Source organism: Acinetobacter sp. NIPH 817 (assembly GCF_000368405.1).
Classification (GTDB): domain Bacteria; phylum Pseudomonadota; class Gammaproteobacteria; order Pseudomonadales; family Moraxellaceae; genus Acinetobacter.
Map to the genome: position 1 here is coordinate 2,524,723 of NZ_KB849420.1, position 20,444 is coordinate 2,545,166.

General features: G+C 38.8%; 18 protein-coding genes. 11 read left to right on the plus strand and 7 right to left on the minus strand.

Going from position 1 to position 20,444, the window contains the following annotated elements; translation table 11 throughout:
- Positions 1 to 383 precede the first annotated feature (383 nt).
- The 7 genes from F968_RS15495 to F968_RS15525 all read left to right on the plus strand — a co-directional run bounded on the left by F968_RS15495 (position 384) and on the right by F968_RS15525 (position 5,327).
- The gene (locus F968_RS15495) at positions 384 to 1,262 is read left to right on the plus strand and encodes an MlaA family lipoprotein (protein WP_004794490.1); all 879 of its coding nucleotides are present in this window, start codon (positions 384 to 386) and stop codon (positions 1,260 to 1,262) included.
- 109 nt (positions 1,263 to 1,371) lie between these two features.
- A complete protein-coding gene (gene gigA, locus F968_RS15500) occupies positions 1,372 to 2,340 on the plus strand; it encodes an RsbU family protein phosphatase GigA (protein ID WP_004794492.1) in 969 nt (322 codons plus the stop codon).
- A gap of 102 nt (positions 2,341 to 2,442) precedes the next feature.
- Complete coding sequence (gene gigB, locus F968_RS15505) at positions 2,443 to 2,964, plus strand: anti-anti-sigma factor GigB (protein WP_002117273.1); 522 nt, start codon at positions 2,443 to 2,445, stop codon at positions 2,962 to 2,964.
- A gap of 26 nt (positions 2,965 to 2,990) precedes the next feature.
- Complete coding sequence (locus tag F968_RS15510; protein ID WP_004794494.1) at positions 2,991 to 3,815, plus strand: carbon-nitrogen hydrolase family protein; 825 nt, start codon at positions 2,991 to 2,993, stop codon at positions 3,813 to 3,815.
- A 14-nt stretch (positions 3,816 to 3,829) separates the two neighbouring features.
- Positions 3,830 to 4,204, plus strand: a complete 375-nt coding sequence (locus tag F968_RS15515) for a DUF4951 domain-containing protein (protein WP_004794496.1) — start codon at positions 3,830 to 3,832, stop codon at positions 4,202 to 4,204.
- A 165-nt stretch (positions 4,205 to 4,369) separates the two neighbouring features.
- Positions 4,370 to 4,807 (plus strand): MarR family winged helix-turn-helix transcriptional regulator, encoded by a 438-nt coding sequence (locus F968_RS15520; RefSeq protein WP_004794498.1) that lies wholly within the window; start codon positions 4,370 to 4,372, stop codon positions 4,805 to 4,807.
- Positions 4,808 to 4,895: 88 nt separating this feature from the next.
- Positions 4,896 to 5,327 carry an organic hydroperoxide resistance protein gene (locus F968_RS15525; RefSeq protein WP_002117290.1) on the plus strand — a complete coding sequence of 144 codons (432 nt, stop codon included), beginning with the start codon at positions 4,896 to 4,898 and terminating at the stop codon, positions 5,325 to 5,327.
- Positions 5,328 to 5,385: 58 nt separating this feature from the next.
- Here F968_RS15525 and gspE read toward each other — a convergent pair whose 3' ends face one another.
- Positions 5,386 to 6,876 carry a type II secretion system ATPase GspE gene (gene gspE / locus F968_RS15530; RefSeq protein ID WP_004794500.1) on the minus strand — a complete coding sequence of 497 codons (1,491 nt, stop codon included), beginning with the start codon at positions 6,874 to 6,876 and terminating at the stop codon, positions 5,386 to 5,388.
- A 96-nt stretch (positions 6,877 to 6,972) separates the two neighbouring features.
- On the opposite strand from gspE, the gene F968_RS15535 reads away from it, so the two are divergent.
- Both F968_RS15535 and F968_RS15540 read left to right on the plus strand, forming a co-directional pair.
- Positions 6,973 to 7,794, plus strand: coding sequence for a hypothetical protein (locus tag F968_RS15535; protein ID WP_004794502.1), 822 nt, complete (start codon positions 6,973 to 6,975; stop codon positions 7,792 to 7,794).
- 9 nt (positions 7,795 to 7,803) lie between these two features.
- Positions 7,804 to 8,721 (plus strand): mechanosensitive ion channel family protein, encoded by a 918-nt coding sequence (locus F968_RS15540; protein WP_004794505.1) that lies wholly within the window; start codon positions 7,804 to 7,806, stop codon positions 8,719 to 8,721.
- Here the strand turns inward: F968_RS15540 and F968_RS15545 are convergent.
- The gene (locus F968_RS15545; RefSeq protein WP_004794507.1) at positions 8,711 to 11,515 is read right to left on the minus strand and encodes a DUF2339 domain-containing protein; all 2,805 of its coding nucleotides are present in this window, start codon (positions 11,513 to 11,515) and stop codon (positions 8,711 to 8,713) included. The genes F968_RS15540 and F968_RS15545 overlap by 11 nt on opposite strands.
- Before the next feature lie 154 nt (positions 11,516 to 11,669).
- Between F968_RS15545 and polA the strand changes: the two genes are divergently transcribed.
- The gene (gene polA, locus F968_RS15550; protein WP_004794510.1) at positions 11,670 to 14,441 is read left to right on the plus strand and encodes a DNA polymerase I; all 2,772 of its coding nucleotides are present in this window, start codon (positions 11,670 to 11,672) and stop codon (positions 14,439 to 14,441) included.
- A gap of 51 nt (positions 14,442 to 14,492) precedes the next feature.
- Here the strand turns inward: polA and F968_RS15555 are convergent, their stop codons facing one another.
- From F968_RS15555 to ppx, 5 genes are read right to left on the minus strand one after another with little or no spacing between them, the layout of a single operon-like run.
- Positions 14,493 to 15,062: a YggT family protein gene (locus F968_RS15555; RefSeq protein ID WP_004794512.1), complete on the minus strand. Its 570-nt coding sequence runs from the start codon at positions 15,060 to 15,062 to the stop codon at positions 14,493 to 14,495.
- A 21-nt stretch (positions 15,063 to 15,083) separates the two neighbouring features.
- Positions 15,084 to 15,920, minus strand: a complete 837-nt coding sequence (proC, locus tag F968_RS15560) for a pyrroline-5-carboxylate reductase (protein WP_081399200.1) — start codon at positions 15,918 to 15,920, stop codon at positions 15,084 to 15,086.
- Positions 15,892 to 17,295: a tRNA lysidine(34) synthetase TilS gene (gene tilS / locus F968_RS15565; protein ID WP_081399564.1), complete on the minus strand. Its 1,404-nt coding sequence runs from the start codon at positions 17,293 to 17,295 to the stop codon at positions 15,892 to 15,894. Before tilS ends, proC begins: the two co-directional genes overlap by 29 nt.
- Positions 17,232 to 18,053 carry an acetyl-CoA carboxylase carboxyltransferase subunit alpha gene (locus tag F968_RS15570; RefSeq protein ID WP_004794519.1) on the minus strand — a complete coding sequence of 274 codons (822 nt, stop codon included), beginning with the start codon at positions 18,051 to 18,053 and terminating at the stop codon, positions 17,232 to 17,234. Before F968_RS15570 ends, tilS begins: the two co-directional genes overlap by 64 nt.
- Before the next feature lie 18 nt (positions 18,054 to 18,071).
- Entirely contained in the window at positions 18,072 to 19,592 is a 1,521-nt protein-coding gene (ppx, locus tag F968_RS15575) for an exopolyphosphatase (RefSeq protein ID WP_004794521.1), read from the minus strand.
- 277 nt (positions 19,593 to 19,869) lie between these two features.
- On the opposite strand from ppx, the gene trxA reads away from it, so the two are divergent.
- Complete coding sequence (trxA, locus tag F968_RS15580) at positions 19,870 to 20,196, plus strand: thioredoxin (RefSeq protein ID WP_003655060.1); 327 nt, start codon at positions 19,870 to 19,872, stop codon at positions 20,194 to 20,196.
- Positions 20,197 to 20,444 lie beyond the last annotated feature (248 nt).

Consider the following 20,444-nt stretch of genomic DNA (forward strand, 5'->3'; position numbering starts at 1 on the left):
TCACCAGCAAGCTAGGTCGGCTATATTACTCTTAATCTCTTAAAAGTCAACAGGTAATTTCGATATTTTTAAAACTTATTCTCAAAACCAACTTCTCATCAAATTCATCACTTAAAGCAACCAATCTAATTCCAAGTAACTGTTTTTCAACAAGTTCTTATCTGCATCACCGCCGATGGATGTGCATTATAGACCATTAAAAACCTTTGGCAACCCCTTTTTTAATTTAATATTGCCACATGTTCGTTTTTTAGCCTTTTTAGCATTTTATCTATATTATTTGATCAATTTTACATTGATAATAGGTTATCAATTTTGTATTAAAACATATCTCCACCCAACTGCACATTAAGTATTAGCCTGGCTGGCGGTTAAGGAATTATATGAATTATTCTAATTTAATTTTACTAAGCGTGTTATCTGTAGGTGTTTGTACCTCTATATATGCTCAAGAAAACACGGTAAGTGAATCTGCTAATGCGAGTTCATTAGAAGAAACAGGGCCAAACCATCCCCGTTCACAAATTATTAAAGATTTAAAAAACATTAAAGTTAAAGATTTAAAAATTAATGCAAATGCAGCTCAACCAGATCTTGTCAAAGATCCTTTGCAATCATTGAACCGTCCAATTTATTCTTTTAATGATATGTTGGATCGCAATTTTTTACGCCCAGTTGCTGTTCAATATAGAGAAAAAACCCCAGAAGATGTACGTGGTTCTTATCGCCAGTTCCGTAAAAATCTTGGTGAACCATGGAATGCTGTCAATCAGCTTATTCAAGGCCGCCCTGGTCGTGCAGCAAAAACTTTAGGCCGATTTACGATTAACACTTTAACTACTCTTGGTTTGGCTGACCCAGCAAGTCGCTTAGGCTTACCAACTGAAGAAGAGAATTTTGGTGTAACTCTTGGCTACTATGGCGTTCCTTCTGGCCCATTCCTTATGTTGCCTTTTTTTGGTCCAAGCACCTTACGTGATGGTTTTGGTTTAGCAGTAGATGCCCAAGCTCGCCCACAAAAATACGTTATGGATGATCAAGAAGGTCTTTATTGGTCGAGTAATCTATTACAAGCCGTGGATACACGTGCTCAATATCTTGATTTAGATCAAACCTTACAAGGTGATCAATACGCTATGATTCGAGACTTATACCTCCAGCGTAAAGCATTCCAAATTGCAGAGAAGAAAGGTGACTCAGCTGACGTATCTTTCATTGATGATGACTCAGAAGATACACCAGATGAGAATCAAAACCCTTAACATGAAATAAAGGTGTTGCTTGGATTAAGAGTTCGGCAATACCTTGATTTTGATCATACATACTCTATGATGAATAAAGTGATCATATAAAAGGACTACCATATCTTCTATGTATTTTATTAAACCGACACGCTCTATTCCTTATTTAGAGCAAGCTTTGGATAAACTGCCAGGCTTACAAGTCATTAACATAGATGATTTAGATTTATATGATCCAACCATCATTGCAATTGCAGATGTACAAGATTTCCTAACTTATAAATGGAATTTACCAACGGTCGTAATTGCTTTTGAACATGAAGGTACCGCTTTGGCACATGCATGGGAAGCAGGTGCTCTTGCAGGCTGGGTGTGGAATCAGTTACCTAATGATTTAAATAAAGCCTTATCAAAAATTGATGCTCAATATAAGCGTAACCAAGATAGTCGTGATTTACCTTCGGCTGCTGAACTGCAAAAACGTTTATTGCCGAATCCAATTGATTTATTAAATTATGAAGTCGAAACTTTCTTTCAGCCTTCAGCTTATCTTTCCGGTGATTGGTACGACTATTGGAAATTAAATGATAAAGAAGTTTTATTCTATCTTGCTGATGTTTCAGGTCATGGTGTAACCAGTAGTTTATTAACATCATGGATGGCAGCATTTCATGGTCGCTCCAAAACCCCAAGACAATTAATAAAAAAATTAAATGGGATGCTAGTTCAAGAAAATATCGAAAAGCACATTACGATTGTGGTGGGTATTTTAAACCTTGAAACACATACTCTTCGCTGGTCAAGTGCTGGGCACTACCCTCCTCCTATCATTTTTGAGCCTAATCAGGCACCGAAGATTCTAACAACGAGCAGTTTCCCACTAGGTTTAACTGACGAACTCGAAGTTGAAGAGCATATTTGTACGTTAAATCGCCATGCTCGCTTCATTGTTTGCTCGGACGGAGCCCTCGAACCTTTTGATGGCGGTTTAAACGATCAGTTCCAACAATTGGTCCATCATTTGCAAAATCAATCATTTCAAGCACCCGATCATGTGGCCGACGATATTGCCATCTTCAGTCTTTGTCGAATGAATTAATTTACGAATCAATTAATTACATAATATACGACTTAAGGACTCTTGAGTCTGGGATGGCACTATGTGATAATTTTTCTATCCTTCTCTGAAAATGGCATTTATATGTCAACAGGTCATGTTGAATATGCAAGTTTAAATGGAACGCATATTTTCAAACTTATTGGTGAAGTGCGAGCCCATTCTTGTATAAGTCTAGACAAACTTTTAAACAGAATTGAACAGCAAGAGAATGTTGTAGGTGCAATCGTTGATTTAACCCAAACAACATTTATTGATAGTACTGTATTAGGCATCCTAGCTAAGTTGGGTTTAAAGCTTAAACAGACTCATCATATTCAAGCTGTGATGCTATCTACCAATCCAGATATCACAACCTTAGCCAACAGTATGGGGCTAGGGCAGGTTTTTGTCATTTTGAATTATTGTGGTGATCCTAACGTTTGCACATTAACGTTAACAGATGAACAAATCACTCATAATGCAATGCTAAGAACTGTTCTGGATGCACATAAGACATTGATGAAACTCAATGCAAACAATCAGAATATGTTTGAGCCACTTGTTAAGCAGTTACAGAAAGAACAAGATACGCTTGAACAGGTATCTGACAAGCAAAATGCCTGATTTTCACCATTAAGCCGGATTAGAATATGACCCTCGTTTCTGTTGCTCAAATGAACTCTCAAAATGATATTGAAAATAATTTTCAAGTCATTGAGTCTTTGATTCAACAGAGCAAGGCACAAAATGCCAGTTTGATTGTTTTCCCCGAAAACTTTGTATGTTTTGCTGCTGGAAAACAACGTGAAACTGCTGAGCAATTTGAATCTATTCAACAAAGGCTTGAGAAACTCGCACATCAATATCAAATCTGGATTGTGGCTGGCACCTTACCTTGCCCATTCCGTCCAGATGGTTCCACTATTCAAGATGGTCGCGTCCGAACTGTTAGCCTCTGTATTAGTCCTGAGCGTACAGAAGCGCGTTATGACAAGATCCATTTATTTGATGTACAAGTTGGTGATGCTGTTGGTGGTTATCAGGAGTCTCGTTTCTTTGAACCAGGAACAGACGTAGTAGTCACATCTACCCCTTTTGGCAATATTGGCTTAATGGTATGTTATGACTTGCGTTTTCCAGAGCTTGCTCTAACGCTAAGACAACAAGGCGCTCATATTCTTACTGCCCCTGCTGCATTTACCTATACAACTGGACAAATGCACTGGCAGCTTTTGTTACAAGCTCGGGCAATGGATAGCCAATGTTATGTTTTAGGTGCAGCACAACAGGGCTGGCATGGTGAAAAACGACAGACCTGGGGACACTCTGGGGCAACTGATAGTCGTGGCCAAATTTTAAGTATGGTTGGATATGAAGGAAATGGTTTAATTACTGTACCCTTTGATCTAACGGCGCAAGATCTCGTCCGCTCTTCAATGCCTCTAATGACACACCGTAAATTAATTCACTATTAAAAGTTTAATTATTCATGTGGAAATACTTATTTAGCTTTTTTTGCTTGGGGGCAAATATTCATTGTTATGCTGAGTTTGGGACAACGAATCATTTCGTTTCACCAACGGCACAGCTCAAATCAGATATTCTCCCCTCTACTCCTAAAGATATTCCTTTGCCTGCATTTGGCCAGAGAATAATTGGATGGGGAACGGGTGCAGAAGGCGCAAGACAACGTTTAGAAAATATTCAGCCAGCAGATGTTTCTATGATTAAAAAACAAGGAACAACGCTTGAAATGATTACTGCATGGCAAGATTTTTATGAACAAGAGCAACAACGCAATGCAAATAATCCTACCGCTAAATATCGTGCGCGTTTAATGAAAAAAATTGCAGATCTGTGGTAGACAATTTTATCTAAAATATTTTTATGTTATGGAATAATTGGATTAATTATTCCATTTTTTATGTCTCTTAATTTACTTTATTCATAACCTATTCTGATGAACATTTAAGAAACTGAATAGAACGCGATATACTACAAAAGCAATATGAGTTTCTTTGAGGAATATATGGACCAAGACTGTCAAAACTTAAAGCTTGAGAATCAATTATGTTTCCTCATTTATTCAACAAATTTAGCGCTTAATCAACTCTACAGAAAACTTCTCGCGCCTTTGGGGCTTACCTACCCCCAATATTTAGTGATGTTAGTGTTATGGGAGCAAGATGAAGTGACTGTTTCAGAAATTGGAGCTAAACTTTTTTTAGAATCATCCACCCTCACTCCTATCTTGAAAAAGTTACAAGCCCTGCATTTGCTTCATCGTACCCGCTCAACTCAAGACGAGAGACAAGTGATTATTACACTTAGCGATGAAGGAAAAAAATTAAAAGATCAAGCATTGGATATTCCAGCAGGTGTACTAGAAGCAAGTTCATGTGATATGACAACACTATTAGGCCTGAAAGATCAACTTACCAAACTCCGTACAAACCTAGTCAAATAAACAGCAATTTTTTCAAAAAATATACTTGTCAAAATAATTAAGTCGTGTACGATATATTTGTATTCAATTTATTTTAGGAATAAAAACGATGTCATTAGAAAAAGTTGTTTATCGCGCAAAAGCTAAAGCAACCGGTGGTCGTGATGGCCGTGCAACTTCATCTGACGGTGTATTAGATGTACAACTTGGCGTACCTAAAGAAATGGGTGGCGCTGGTGGTGCCGTAACAAACCCTGAGCAATTATTTGCAGCTGGCTATTCAGCATGCTTTTTAGGAGCTTTAAAATTTGTTGCAAACCGCGATAAATTTAATATTAGCAAAGATGCTTATGTAGAAGGTGAAGTGGGTATTGGTCCAATTCCTACAGGTTTTAGCATCGAAGTAACTTTAAATGTTTACTTAGTGGGTATGGACCGTGAAGAAGCTGAAAAGTTAGTTGCAGCAGCTCATATTGTTTGCCCATATTCAAATGCAACTCGTAACAATATTGATGTAACTTTTAATATTGTGACTGAGTAATTTTTTAAGTTTAAAAAATGCCCGAATCATATCGGGCATTTTTATTGCAGATTACAAATTATACTTCACTTGCTTCATTGGTTACTCGAAGTACTTCTTCAAGTGTGGTTTTACCTGTAAGTACTTTGCGTAAACCATCATCACGAATAGAACCCGAATACTGACGAGCATGATTTTCTAACTCATATTCAGCCGCATTGCCATGAATAAGGCGACGCATTGGCTCATCAACAGGTACGATTTCATAAATGGCTGTACGTCCATTAAAGCCTAAATGTGAGCAATGATCACATCCTTTGGCTTCAGGTAACTGCAACAAAGGTTCATTATGAATATGTTGAAAAACCTGTTTTTCAAAAGTATCAGCTTCACGCCATGTCATACAATGTGGACATAAAGTACGAACCAAACGTTGAGCAATCACCCCAATTAAAGAGCTTGATAATAAGAAGGGTTCAATCCCCATATCTTTAAGTCGAGTAACCGCACCAATAGCTGTATTGGTATGTAGTGTCGATAAAACCAAATGTCCAGTTAACGATGCTTGTACTGCAATTTCAGCTGTTTCCAAGTCACGAATCTCACCTACCATCACTACATCTGGATCTTGACGCAACATTGCTTTTAAAGCGCGAGCAAACGTCATATCCACTTTGGTATTGACTTGTGTTTGACCAATGCCTTCAAGTTGATATTCAATCGGATCTTCGGCAGTTAAGATGTTGCGCGTATTATCATTTAGATCAGATAAAGCTGCATATAAAGTCGTTGTTTTCCCCGAACCTGTAGGGCCTGTGACCAAAATAATGCCATGAGGACGATGTACTAACTGAGTTAAACGCTCGTAGTCATTTGCCATTAATCCCAAGTGGATCATATTAAGTCGACCAGCTTGCTTATCGAGCAAACGCATTACAACCCTTTCACCATGTGAAGATGGTAAAGTCGAAACACGAACATCTACTTCTCGGCCTGCAAGACGTAAAGAAATACGCCCATCTTGCGGCACACGCTTTTCTGCAATATCGAGTTTTGCCATGACTTTAATACGTGAAACCAGCAACGGTGCCAACTCACGGCGCGGCTGTACAACTTCACGTAATTGGCCATCTACACGTAATCGTACAGATAATTTCTTTTCGAAAGCTTCAATGTGAATATCAGAAGCTCCTACTCGAATTGCCTCAGAAAGTAGCGCATTAATCAGACGAACAATAGGCGCATCATCTTCCTGATCCATCAAATCTTCTGTCTCAGGAACCTGATCGGCCAAACTTAATAAATCAGGATGATCTTCTAAACCTGCTGCAACTTGTTGTGATTCCCCTGTATCTCCGGCATAGCTTGTACTTAAGAGCGTATTAAATTCTTGTTCAGTACATAATTGGAAATGAGCTGGCTTACCTAGAATTCGTCTTGCTTCCTGCAATGCAATTTTTTCAGTGTTTTGACGTCTAATAATAAATACTTGATCACCGTCATAACGAAATAAAACACCATGACGCTTGGCAAAACTATATGGAACTTGTATTTGTTTCAATATTTGCATCACAATTTATAATGATGAGTAAGATGATTTTGAGTGTACTCTAAGCAGATTACAGCGTGAAGTCTGTTTAACAACTCGGTAGAGGAATTTTACGTCTTGTTTGAAAATAATGAATATCAGCCTCGCCCCCAGAATTCCTTAAAATGGTGGGGAGAACAGCGCTTTGAAATTAATCAGTCTAAAGCATGGCAATTTGGTTCAATGCTTTTTCGTCTAACGCGCGGTATAAAAGAATGGCGTATTGAATATTATCGCCCCTCTCTTCAAGACGATAATGAGCAAGATTGGCATCCAATTGCCGATCCGAACTTTGCCTTTCCGCATACTGTTCAAGTAGAACGCTACATGTTTCGGAAAACTAATCCAGAATTTTTACTTATGCCCCGTCTGGCAGACCGTTCTGTAGTCATTAAACCCGTTGATCCTATCTACATTCCAGCGGGACAACGTGGGACTCTATATATAAGTACACCACTATGGATTGCAGGTTTAGTTGAAAGTCAGCATGAGCCTTTGTTTGAGATTCCTGTGATTCAACCTAAAGATACATGGTTTGGTCCTAATGCCCAGCAAGGTGAAATTTGTTATGCCACTTCTGTAGATGGGCGTACCGATTTAAACCTGTTAACACCTCGAGCTTTTCGTGCGGTTACACCGATTGATTTTCACAACACCAGTAATCATCAATTACGCTTTGATCGTATGAATGTGCCAGTTACGGCCCTTCCTCTTTTTTATAGTGAAAGTACTGGTCGTTTATGGACTTCTCAAATTAAAGTTTATTATGAAGGTTCTGATCGTCCCGCACGTATTCGTATTGAAAACCGTACGCCTCCTCTTGCTGGTGAAGTGACCTATGTTCACCCACCACGTTCACCTGGTGGAGCATTATTCAATATGTTTGATTCATTCTTTTAAGAGGGTTATATGGCTGATTCAAATATTCCAAAAGATATCGCTGATAGCCTCAAAAGCATATTTACCAATATTAATACCGAACGTATTAGTGAAATTTTAGTCGCTGTTGTACTGTGTTTCATTGGCTTTGTTCTTGCTCGTATTATTTCGAATACGTTTATTAGAACCATTGGCTCACGTTTTAATGCTCATCAACGTCTGGTGTGGCGCCGTGGTATTTTTTATTTCATTTTCTTACTCTTCATTATGACGAGTTTAAAAGAAGCTGGTTTTAAACTGAGTGTGTTTCTTGGCGCGGCAGGGATTTTAACCGTAGCGCTCGGTTTCGCATCACAAACATCAGCCAGCAACTTGATTAGTGGTTTATTTTTGATTGGTGAAGGTTCATTTGAAGTCGGTGATACGATCCAGATTACGCTCATTCGTGGAAATACAATTGAAGGTGAAGTGATCTCGATTGATTTACTTTCGGTTAAGCTGCTTACATTAGACAATGTCTATATTCGTTTGCCAAACGAACAACTCATTCGTGCTCCCGTGCACAACTTATCTAAATATCCTATACGACGTATTCCAATTACACTTGCAATTAACTTCCATGAAGACATCATTAAAGTTCGCGAGGTTCTACTGAATGTAGCAGCTCATTATCCTCTTGTTTTAGATGATCCTAAACCCGCTGTTACAGTTACTGCATTCAGAGAATCATCAATTGAGCTTTTATTTACAATGTGGTGTCGACAAGAGAACTCTTTAAAAGTTCGAGATGAGATGCAAGAAAGAATTCGAAATGGATTTTTAGATAACCGAATCGAAATCCCTGTTCCTAAAATGGGCTTGATTGATCGACCATCTAGTGTTTTTGCTGAAGATGATATCGATCAATACAGCAATCAAAAAGAATTAAATCGAGAGCCTAAAGCTTAGGCTCTTCATTTTTCTGTACAGCGGATGATGGTGGTAATGGCGCAAGATAAGCAATAATCAACATTACCCCACCCGCGCCAATAAATGAAATGACTCGAGTTAAAGTGGCACTTTGCGATAGATCTAGTAAAATCAGTTTTAATACGACAATCCCTAAAAGCGCAGCACCTACAAACCACAATTGACGAATCATTTTTCTACTAGAGAATGTAGTTAAAATGAATGCCAAGATTACCCAAAGCAATGTCAGACTTAACTGTACTATTCCATTTGTCCAAATTGCAGCACTCCAGAGTGGTGTTGCCCAGTAATGGTGCAAGCCTCTAACCACCACACTACTAAACACCAACAACCCTACTAGAATTGTTGTAATTTTAAAAGTCCACTCCAGTGATTTATCTTGATCAAAAGCATGCTGATAAATAATAAAGAGTAGACCAGCAAATACTGAAATTGAAAGGAAGTCAGTTAAGTTAATCAAAGGAACAAAGTAAAGGTACTCAGCAGAATGCCGGTCTACGCTCACTACTAGCAACCAAAGTAAGCTTAAACACCACACTGGAATTTGATGTAACAAGGTAGTTTTATTAGCTTTATACGCCCAAAGGGAATAAACCACAGGAACAAAAGCCAGAGCAACAAGTGGCATTTGTGGAAATATTGCCAAACCAACCGTTGCTAATGCTAACCAGCTCAAACCAGACCAGACCTTTAAAGATCCAAACTGACCTGATTGCGGTTGAGCCATAACAAATAAGGCACTAAGAAGCATTGCTGTGATGAGGAAAGTACCCTGCTGTAATATACTCGGCCATTTAAACATGCTGAATACTTGACTAGTAAAGGCTTCACCCAAAATTAACAACAATAACAGACTAATTAAACCTAACTGTAGACTCTGCCATTGGACCCTTAGTTTATAGTGAACCACTACACTAAATATTGATAATAATAGTATCGCAATCATCAAATATGGGCTTAAGCCATGATGTTGCCATGCCAAAATTTCTATACCAGCAATAGCGCCTGCATACATACCTAAGCATAAGAAAATGCCACTAAACATGCTGGCACTAAAATAGTGTTGCTCTTTACTGTTGTATTGCAATAAATAATAGGCTGAAATGAATTGGGCAATTGCATAAATGCTTGTGCTTAGCGTCGGGAACTCTGCATTCGCCCAAAATTGATAAAACAATGCAACTGAACTGAGTAAAACTAAAATTACACCAATATATCGGCTCAAACAGTAGCGCTCAGTTACTCCCCATACAATAAGGGCCGTACCTTGAGCAACCCAGCCAATTGCAGTCCAATGTGCCCCTTTCGCGAGTGGAAAGATTAAAGCAAAAAATGCAACGGCGAGGATGAAAAAGCTTTTGGCAAGAACTGAAAGTTGAGGATGGGTCTTTTTGATCCAGAAAGTTAATATCGCATAGGTACCAGCCAAAACAGCAGCACCAATCGTCAATGCTTGAGTAGACTCATGAACTAAATAGGCATGTAGCGTAAAGCCTAGTACAGGCACACTAAAAATAAGACCAACATCCAAGAGCGGAGGTAAACGAATGCCTTCTTGTTGTTCACGTGCTGAAAATCGAGATATATTTTGGCTATAACGGACACTAAGCCAAATAAACAGAGCTATATGTAGCCATAAAATCCAGTCTAATGTGTCAAATTTTGCTGGTTCCGCATAAAAACCTATCGCACTACCACCAATAAACATTGTGGCAAAGAAAGCAATCTGATTTAAGATTTTCCATGGTTGAATAAAATTAACCGCAGCAACTGCTAAGTTAATGACTAAGTAGTAGCTAAATAGGAAGACTACATCCGGACGATATTGTGGAATAACTAAAGGTGCTGCATAAGCCATGCCGAGTGCTAAAATTGCCAAATAAATAGCTTGTTGTTTTAAACTCAGGAATACCGTAATAGCCAATAAGATAGTAAACAGAATACTCGCTGTAGTTAGATTGGCAATTACACCAAAATGATGCGAGAACACGAGTGTTAGGAATACAACAGCTAGCCCTACACCCTGCAATGCCACAGCAAAAAGTTGATTTTTCCTTTGCAAGCTATAACCAAATGCCGTTAATACACCTCCCGCAATTGCAATAAAACCAAGTTTCACACCTAAACTTAATTGCCAGTGCTCACTTGCAAAACGCAATAACAACACTACCCCAACCATCAACACGGCGACGGCAACTCTTAAAATTGGATTGCCATGAACCATCCAGTCGACTGCTGGTTGCCACCATGCAGTTTTTACAGGAACTGGTTGTTCTTCTTGATTTAAAACTGATGTTTCAACAGGAATTAACGTGTCTGTACTATTGGAATCAACTTGCACTACCGCTGGAGTTATAATTTCTGTTTGTAGAGTTTCATTTACATGAACAGTTTGTTTTACTGACTCGAGGTATAACAGTCGAGTATGAAACGCACTAATCGTTTGAACTAAACATAACAATAAAACCAGCAATGCCCCACCAGCAATCCACATCCAGTGATTCATATAAGCAACTAATGCAACCAAGGCGGCTGCATAAATCACTATTGTTTGTGTATGAATAGAATAAAGTGGTTTTTTCTGCTTAGAAAACTGTTGTTCTAAATGAGTCAGACGCTGATGCAGATTTGATAATAACTGAACCAGTACTACCACGAGTGCAATAGATAAAGCAGCAACAGCACTCTGAAATTTAAAACCAATTGAAATGGCTAAAAACAAAGTCAAAGCGATCAAAACAATGATCATTCCCTGTTTGTCTTTTTTATACATGGGCTTAGCAATATGACACCTTCATTAGATGTCATCTTACTTCAAGCCAATACAAGCGTATATTTATACATACAAAATACTGCAAAAATCATAATCCTGCATTCATGGCCGTTTTCACGTAAAATACCCGTAATTCAAATTAAGGAATTGTTCAATGCCACCATTTGTCTTGGTTGATGGGTCCTATTTTTTATTTCGTGCATATCATGCATTACCACCATTGACGACCTCTACAGGGTTACATACCAATGCAATACGTGGAGCAATTTCTGCGATTCAAAAACTTATGCGTCGTATGCAACCGACGCATATGGCCGTAATTTTTGATACGCCTGAGCCAACTTTCCGTCATAAGCTTTCACCTATTTATAAAGGTGATCGCCCAACCATGCCTGAAGAGTTATCTCAACAGATTCCATATTTACATGCATTAATTAAAGCCCAAGGCATTCCTTTATATAGTCTTCCAGGCGCTGAGGCAGATGACATTATCGGTACACTTGCTAAACGTGCCGTGCTTGAAGGGCATCATGTACTTATCTCAACTGGAGATAAAGACATGGCTCAGCTCGTCAATGATCATGTCAAACTTGAAGATAGCTTTAAAGATCGTGTAATGGACACCGACGGTGTTTTTGAAAAATTTGGCGTTTGGCCAAATCAGATTATCGACTATTTAACACTAATGGGTGATGCATCCGACGGTATTATGGGTGTTCCAGGCGTAGGGGCAAAAACAGCCGCTAAGTTACTGACCGAATATGGCACTTTAGAGAATATCATTGCCAATGCTGATCAACTTAAAGGTAAGATTAGCCAAAATATTAAAGATAATTTAGACAATATTAAGCTTGATCACCAGTTAGCTAGCATTGTCTGTGATCTTCCTTTAGAACTCGACTGGCATGAACTAAAACTCACTGATCCAAATGTTGATGCTTTACGTAACCTCTATACTGAGCTTGAGTTTAGAAATCAGTTACAGTCGCTTGATCATCCGAATAATCCAAACAGCTCTACTTATAAACAACAAGTTTCACAAGTAGTGGTTCAAGATGAAGTTAAACCGGCTGACGCTATAGAAACCGAAGATCAGGCAAGCTTAACTAGTCAAGATGACCAGCTTGGGACTGCAAATTATCATACTGTTTTAACTCAAGAAGCATGGGATCAACTCTTGCAACGCATGCAAAATGCTGATCATTTTGCCATTGATACAGAAACTACAAGCCTTGATTACCGTATTGCCGAGATGGTTGGTTTTTCAATCGCTTTTGATGCGCAAGATGCTTACTATGTGCCTTTAGCGCATAATTATGAAAATGCACCGCAGCAACTGGACCGTGAACAAATTCTGGCTCTAATTAAGCCTGTATTAGAAAATGAAGCGGTTAAAAAAATCGGTCATCATCTTAAATATGATGCCCATATCTTTGCTAATCACGGTATAGACCTTAAAGGCTGGTATTTCGATAGCATGCTGGCATCTTATGTACTAAATGCAGCAGCAACTCGTCACGGCATGGACGATGTTGCTCGTGTCTACTTAAGTCACTTAACCACCACTTTTGAACAAATTGCTGGTAAAGGTGCTAAACAAAAGACTTTTAATCAAATTGAGATTGAAGTTGCTGCCCACTATGCAGCAGAAGATGCACATGTGACCTATCGCTTGTATGAAGTACTTTCAAACAAACTTAAGCCATTTCCTGAGTTAGAAAATATTTTATATAACATCGAAATGCCGGTTGCCCGAATTTTATCAGGCATGGAAGAAGATGGTATTCGTTTAGATCATGCTTTCTTAGATAAATTAAGTGTTGAATTTGCAAAAACCATGGAAGGCCTTGAAAATCAGGCTATGGAAATTGCAGATGAAACTTTTAATATCGCTTCACCTAAGCAAGTAGGCGAAATCTTATTTGATAAATTAGGAATCAAAGGCGGTAAAAAAACTGCAACTGGACAATACAGCACCAGTGAAAGTGTTTTAGAAAAGATTGAACATCCTTTAGCGGAAATTATTCTAGAGCATCGTGGTTTGGCAAAGCTAAAAAGTACCTATACGGACCGTCTAGTAGAGCAATCTCATAACGACACTCATCGTGTGCATACGAGCTATCATCAAGCACTTACAGCGACAGGTCGCCTCTCCTCTTCTGATCCTAACTTACAAAATATTCCAATTCGTAGACAAATTGGCCGTCAAATTCGTAAAGCATTCATTGCACCAGAAGGCCGAGTTTTATTAGCTGCCGATTACTCGCAAATTGAACTGCGTTTAATGGCACATTTTTCTCAAGATGATGCTTTAGTACATGCGTTCCAGCACGGACAAGACGTTCACCGCCGTACTGCGGCAGAAGTATTAGGCATTGCAATTGAAGATGTAACCAATGACCAACGTCGTCAAGCTAAGGCAGTAAACTTTGGTCTACTGTATGGTATGTCTGAGTTTGGTTTGATTCGTCAGTTAGGTTTCACACGTCAAGAATCGCAAAATTATATTAAGCAATATTTCCAACGCTACCCTGGCATCTATGAATATATGCAACGCACGCGTCAAGTTGCATCAGAGCAAGGCTTTGTTGAAACTATTTTAGGCCGTCGTCTTTATACACCAGATATTGATGCACGAAATGTGATGGTGCGTAAGGCTGCCGAACGTGCTGCAATCAATGCACCTTTACAAGGTAGTGCAGCTGATATTATTAAAATTGCGATGATTGAAGTCGATAAAATCTTGCCAAAAGATCAAGCCAAGTTACTTCTTCAAGTACACGATGAATTAGTTTTTGAAGCCGATCAAAACATTGCTGAAGAACTTTCCAAACAAATCGCAAAAGTCATGGAATCTGTTGTAGAAATTTCCGTGCCTTTAGTGGTTGAAGTAGGACAAGGACAAAACTGGGATGACGCCCATTAATTAATAGAAATAAAAAAGGGCTATGAAATACAGCCCTTTTTTTGAGTTAGCTTAAAGACCAGTTAAGAGAACTTTAGCAACTTCATTCATTAAAATTTCGGCAATATAGAGCGCCAAAAAAGCCAAAATTGGTGATAAGTCAATCATTCCCATATTAGGCAATAAACGACGGAATGGCGCGAGCAATGGTTCAGCTAAATCTTGAATCACCTCAATATAAGGTGAACGCGATTGAGTGAACATAACCACCCAACTCAAAATGATTGTTGCAAAAATTAAATAACGGCAGAAACGGATCAAGTCCTGAATCATAGTCACAAATGTCAGAATCACTAAATGAATCGGACTATTTGGCATAGAACCAGAAAGATACATCACACCGAAAATTTTCAGTAAATACAAAATAATTAAAAGAGCTAGCGCAGCTAAATTAAATCGGCCTTTTGCGACCGTCGGAAAAATTCGGCCAAAAATATCAACAATTTTAGTCGCCTTTACAGTCGATAAAACCACAGGATTATAAGGACTTACTGCCGCCAATTGCATTAAAAAACGGAAAAAGACCAATAAAATCGCGACATTAATTAAAATTCCAAAAATTAGCGCAGAATTTGCACCCATAGTTGTCTTATCCTATTTAAGCTATTTCGCACTGTCACTCAATTCTTGAGCCAATTCTTGGCTACGCTTCTGTGCAGCAGCCAATGCAGATTGAATATTTTGGGAGATTTGTGCACGGTCAAAAACTTCAAGTGCGGCTTGTGTGGTACCATTTGGCGATGTCACATTCTTACGAAGTTCAGATGGAGTGTTTGAACTGGTAATTGCCATTTGAGCTGCACCTAACGCCGTTTGAAGAGTTAACGCAGTTGCAACTTTTTCATCCAGTCCTAAATTCTTACCTGCACGGATCATACTTTCCATCAGATAGAAGAAATATGCAGGACCTGAACCAGAAACTGCTGTTACCGCATCAATTTGAGCTTCGGAGTTTACCCAAATTGTTAAGCCTGTGGCCGCTAAAATCTGACTTGTTAATTCACGATCCGAAGTACCTACTACATCATTTGCATAGATACCGTGCGCGCCAGTTTGAACTAGAGCTGGGGTATTCGGCATAACGCGAACAATTCGATTGCTATCAATTAAGTTTGATATCGTTTGAATTTCAGCACCAGCAATAATTGAAATGACTAATTTATCTGATAACAGACCTTTCAACGGACGTAAAACAGTCGCCAAAACTTGCGGCTTTACCGCTAGAACGACAACATCAGCATTTTGAATTGCAGCCACGTTATCTTGTGTTACATGGACTTCTTTTTCTTGTAATAATTGACGGATCTGCTCAACAGGATCTGAAACGGTAATACGTGTCGGTGGTAAACCTCTTGAAATGAGCCCGCCAATTAACGCTTGGGCCATATTACCGCCACCAATAAAACAGATATTACAATTTACTGCACTTGCCATAACCATATTCGCCATTTACCAGATTACAAGAATGAGAAATTAAATCTGGTTGCCATCCTCCTTGCTCACAATACGGAGACTGAGCCAACCAAAATCCTTTCGGTGTAAAAACCCCAAGCATAACATTATCTATGACTAATATTTGAATTGTATGACGAAGCCAAGGCAAAATATGTGCTTCTTGAATTGCTTTTTTTAATGGCCATTGTCCAACACGACCATATAAGTGGACTTTTTCTCCACCTTGGCGTCGAATTATTGTCAATTTTTTATTTAATAAAGATGGAGCCAAACCGATATTTTTTTGTGTAATCTGAAAACGCCCTGAAGCGTAATGCACTATTTCCCCCATTTGGAAATGATGCTCCCACTCTACTTCAACCGGGTTTAATTTTTCAGCAAGAAAAACTTGCTTACTCAATCTATAAAGATGGTGTTGATAACGGACATAGTAAAACTGATTCCAGTGTAATGCTGCCTGTGCATCAGACTTTGAGTCAATCACTTCATTTTTTAAACGCTCAACCATTTCAAATGCAGGTCGATATTGCCCATCACCTTTCATCCAAACTGAAAGTAATTGACGTTGACGGGCAACTGATAAGTCTAAAAGTTTAGTTAAGTCTAGACACTCAGCAGTACCACAATGTTTTAAATCAGCTTTCAAAACTTCTTCTAAAATTTCAGAAGCATCTTGCATGAGATAACTGGTTCGGCTCAGTGCTTGCTGCATTTTAGGAAATCTGTTTTGTAAAAATGGCCAAAGTTCCTCACGCGACCACGCCCGATCATAATGAATATCGTAATTTGTCGGGTCATTTACATACGCAATTTCAAGTTGAGTAGCCCAATCAGCAATTTGCTCACGAGATAAGTCTAAAAAAGGACGCCAAATCGTCATGTCTACACGGTAATCCACAGATTGCATTGCGGCTAATCCATCAACACCTGCACCCGATAATAAACGTAGTATTACCGTTTCAGCCTGATCTTGCTGATGATGAGCAAGTACTAAAGTTTCATTCGCTTGCAAATGCTGTAGATAAGCTTGATAACGTGCCTGACGTGCTTGAGCTTCCAAATTACCATCGGTAACCTGAACTTTTTGAATAATAAAAGGAATATCTAAACGAGCAGCTTGTTCAGCGACTAGTTTCCCCCACTCTGCACTTTGTGATTGCAGTTGATGGTCGATATAAATTACTCGGATCTTTTGAGGGAAAATTTGAGACATCAAATGTAGTAGCAGCATAGAATCCATGCCACCACTACATCCAATAAGAAAAGAACTATTTTCTGAAAATAGTTGAGCCTGCTTTAAGACATTATGCCTAAATTTGCGCTGCCAAACTTCATTAAACGTTGATAACGTTCTTCGCATCGTTCATTTGCATCCATTGGTAGCAACTCATCCAAAGCTTGCTTCAAAACTACTTTTAGGTTTTGCATGACTTGCTCAGGGTCTAAATGCGCCCCTTCGCCTTCATCTACTACATATTCAACAATACCTAGAGATTGTAATTTGTCTGCTGTCAAACCTAAAGCTTCGCTTGCTTGAGCCGCTTTTTCAGCAGTTTTCCACAAAATAGATGCACAACCTTCTGGTGAAATCACAGAATAGATACTGTGTGACAACATAATGACTCTGTCAGCAACACCAATCCCTAAAGCACCACCAGAACCACCTTCACCTAGTACTGTTGCAACAACAGGAACTTTCAAGCTTGAAAGTTGAGCAAGGCTAGTAGCAATTGCTTCAGCTTGTCCACGCTCTTCAGCACCAACACCTGGGTAAGCACCCATCGTATCAATAAAAGTGAAGACCGGAAGATTAAAACGCTCAGCCATATCTAATAGGCGTTGAGATTTACGGTAACCTTCAGGGTTAGCCATACCGAAGTTATGCTTTAATTTTTCACGGGTACTACGACCACGGTGTTGTCCAATGACCATCACAGGTTGACCGTCAAAACGAGCAAGACCACCTACCATCGCACCATCGTCACCAAACAAACGATCACCATGCAAGGCGTCAAACTCTGTAAAGATTTCACCGACATAATCTAGAAACTGCGGACGTTCAGGATGACGTGCAATTTGAACCGTTGTCCAAGCTTTGGACTGAGTAGATTTTTTCATAGGTCGAATATTATCCCTTTAATCGATAAATTTTTCCGACTGAATATTCAATTCAATGTCCCAATGCTTAAACTGCTCTTGCTCATCGTGCAAGTCGGCAACTAACAATGGCCATTGTTTGGCATCACCAGAAACACTAAGCTGCCATTGTTGATCATTTATGATGGTCAGTTCAATGGCAGGAAGCATCTGATCACTTCGACTATGGTTGAGTAAAACTGCTAGGCGAAGTAATAAACTTAAGTAAAGTAATTTATGACCACCAGCCTTCAAAATTTCGTTTTTTACATCATTTCGCAATTTACGACGATGGTGAGCCACTAAATGTGAAAGATGATTTTGGTCGATTTGCGAGAAACCTGGAATATCTGAGTGCTGTAATAAATAAGCACCGTGGCGATGATAACCACCATGACTAATTGCTAAACCAATTTCATGCAAATAAGCAGCTCGACGCAGTAAGTCACTGTCTTCACTCGTTAAATTAAGAGATTTCGCAACACCATCAAATAATTGTTGTGCTGTGTTTACAACTCTTTCTGCTTGCTTCGGATCGGCGTTATAACGCCCCATTAAGGCCTGTACACTACGATCACGGATATCTTCATGTTTAAATCGACCTAACAGGTCATACATCACACCTTCGCGTAATGCACCATCAGAATATGCCAAACGATCAATTTCTAAAACTTCAAAAACTGCGTACAAAATTGCCAATCCGGCTGGCAAAACTGCTCGTCGATCTTCTCTTAGTCCTTCAAAATCAATTTCAGAAACATTTTTAAACTTAAGTAATTTATCTTTAAGTTTATAGAGGCCTTCTCGAGTGACATTTTCTTGTTCATCACTTAAGCCCATATTGACCATAATTTGGCGACAGGCTTTAATTGTTCCACTCGAACCAACAACCGTATCCCATCCTTCCATTTTATAAGTCGTTGCAATAGCAGAAAGTTCTTTACGAGCAGCAACTACGGCCTTATCAAATGCTTTTTGTGTGATTTCGCCATCAGAAAAATAGGCCGTTGTATAAGCCACACAACCCATTTGTAATGACTCGGTGTAAATAGGTTCAAACTCTTCACCGATAATGAATTCGGTAGAACCACCACCAATATCAACAACTAAGCGACGCCCACCATTCGCCATGGTATGTGATACACCTAAATAGATCAGGCGGGCTTCTTCTCGTCCTGCAATAATTTCAATAGGTTTAGGTAAAATTTCTGCAGCTTTTTGAATAAATTCATGACCATTTTTTGCCTGACGCAAGGCATTCGTAGCCACGATTCGTAAACGATTAGGTTGAACAGAGCTCAATCTTCCAACAAAACGGGCTAGACATGCTAAACCACGTTGCTGCGCGGCTTCTGTTAAATTTTTATTTTCATCTAAACCAGCTGCAAGCTGTACTTTTTCTGACATCGAAGCAACTTTTTTAACTTCACCATGATCTACCCGTGCAATTGCAAGGTGAAAGCTGTTCGACCCCATATCTATGGCGGCAAGTAATTCTTCATCAATCAGAAAGTCAGACATTATTGAACTAAACCCATAACAATTCACGCCTAGAGTAATTCACAAGAATGCAATTGAAAAGCCATTTTCATCAACAATTAATAGCCATCGATATTTTTCTAATTGTTAAACGATTGTACAAGCCGATGATGAATATCGTGAGCATCCATTAGACAAATTTAGTTAAGCCTTGAATAATAGCATCAAACCCTTACATTGAACTAAGTAGCTATGTAATACTGATAGAGATAATTTCTCCTGTAGTAATAGCACTTTTTCTAAAAATTGGAGCCGTACCATGTCTGCGACTATTGTAAATACAACTGATGATAACTTCCAAGCAGATGTTCTAGACGCTGAAACACCTGTACTTGTTGACTTCTGGGCAGGTTGGTGTGCACCTTGTAAAGCAATTGCACCTGTTCTTGAAGACCTATCAAGTGAATATGCTGGTAAAGTAAAAATTGTTAAAGTTGATGTAACTTCTTGCGAAGATATTGCGGTGAAATACAATATCCGTAATATTCCTGCTTTATTACTTTTCAAAAATGGTGAAGTTGTAGCTCAACAAATTGGTGCTGTACCTCGCTCTAAACTTGTTAGCTTTATTGATGAAAATGTTTAAGTCAAAATGCTAAGAATGAAAATACGCTATACTTTTTTATAGCGTATTTTTTTCGGCTATAAATTGACAAATTAACTAAGCTGGCTTATATTGCATGCTCAAGAGGCACTGAAGGGAATCATCTTCGTCCGGCTTCTTACAAGACACAAACATAAAGATCGCCACTCGGCAACAGAAATTGTTTTTTCACATTTTTCTTCGAAACAATCAATCAGACTTCTGAATTGTTATTGTGTAAATACAATTGC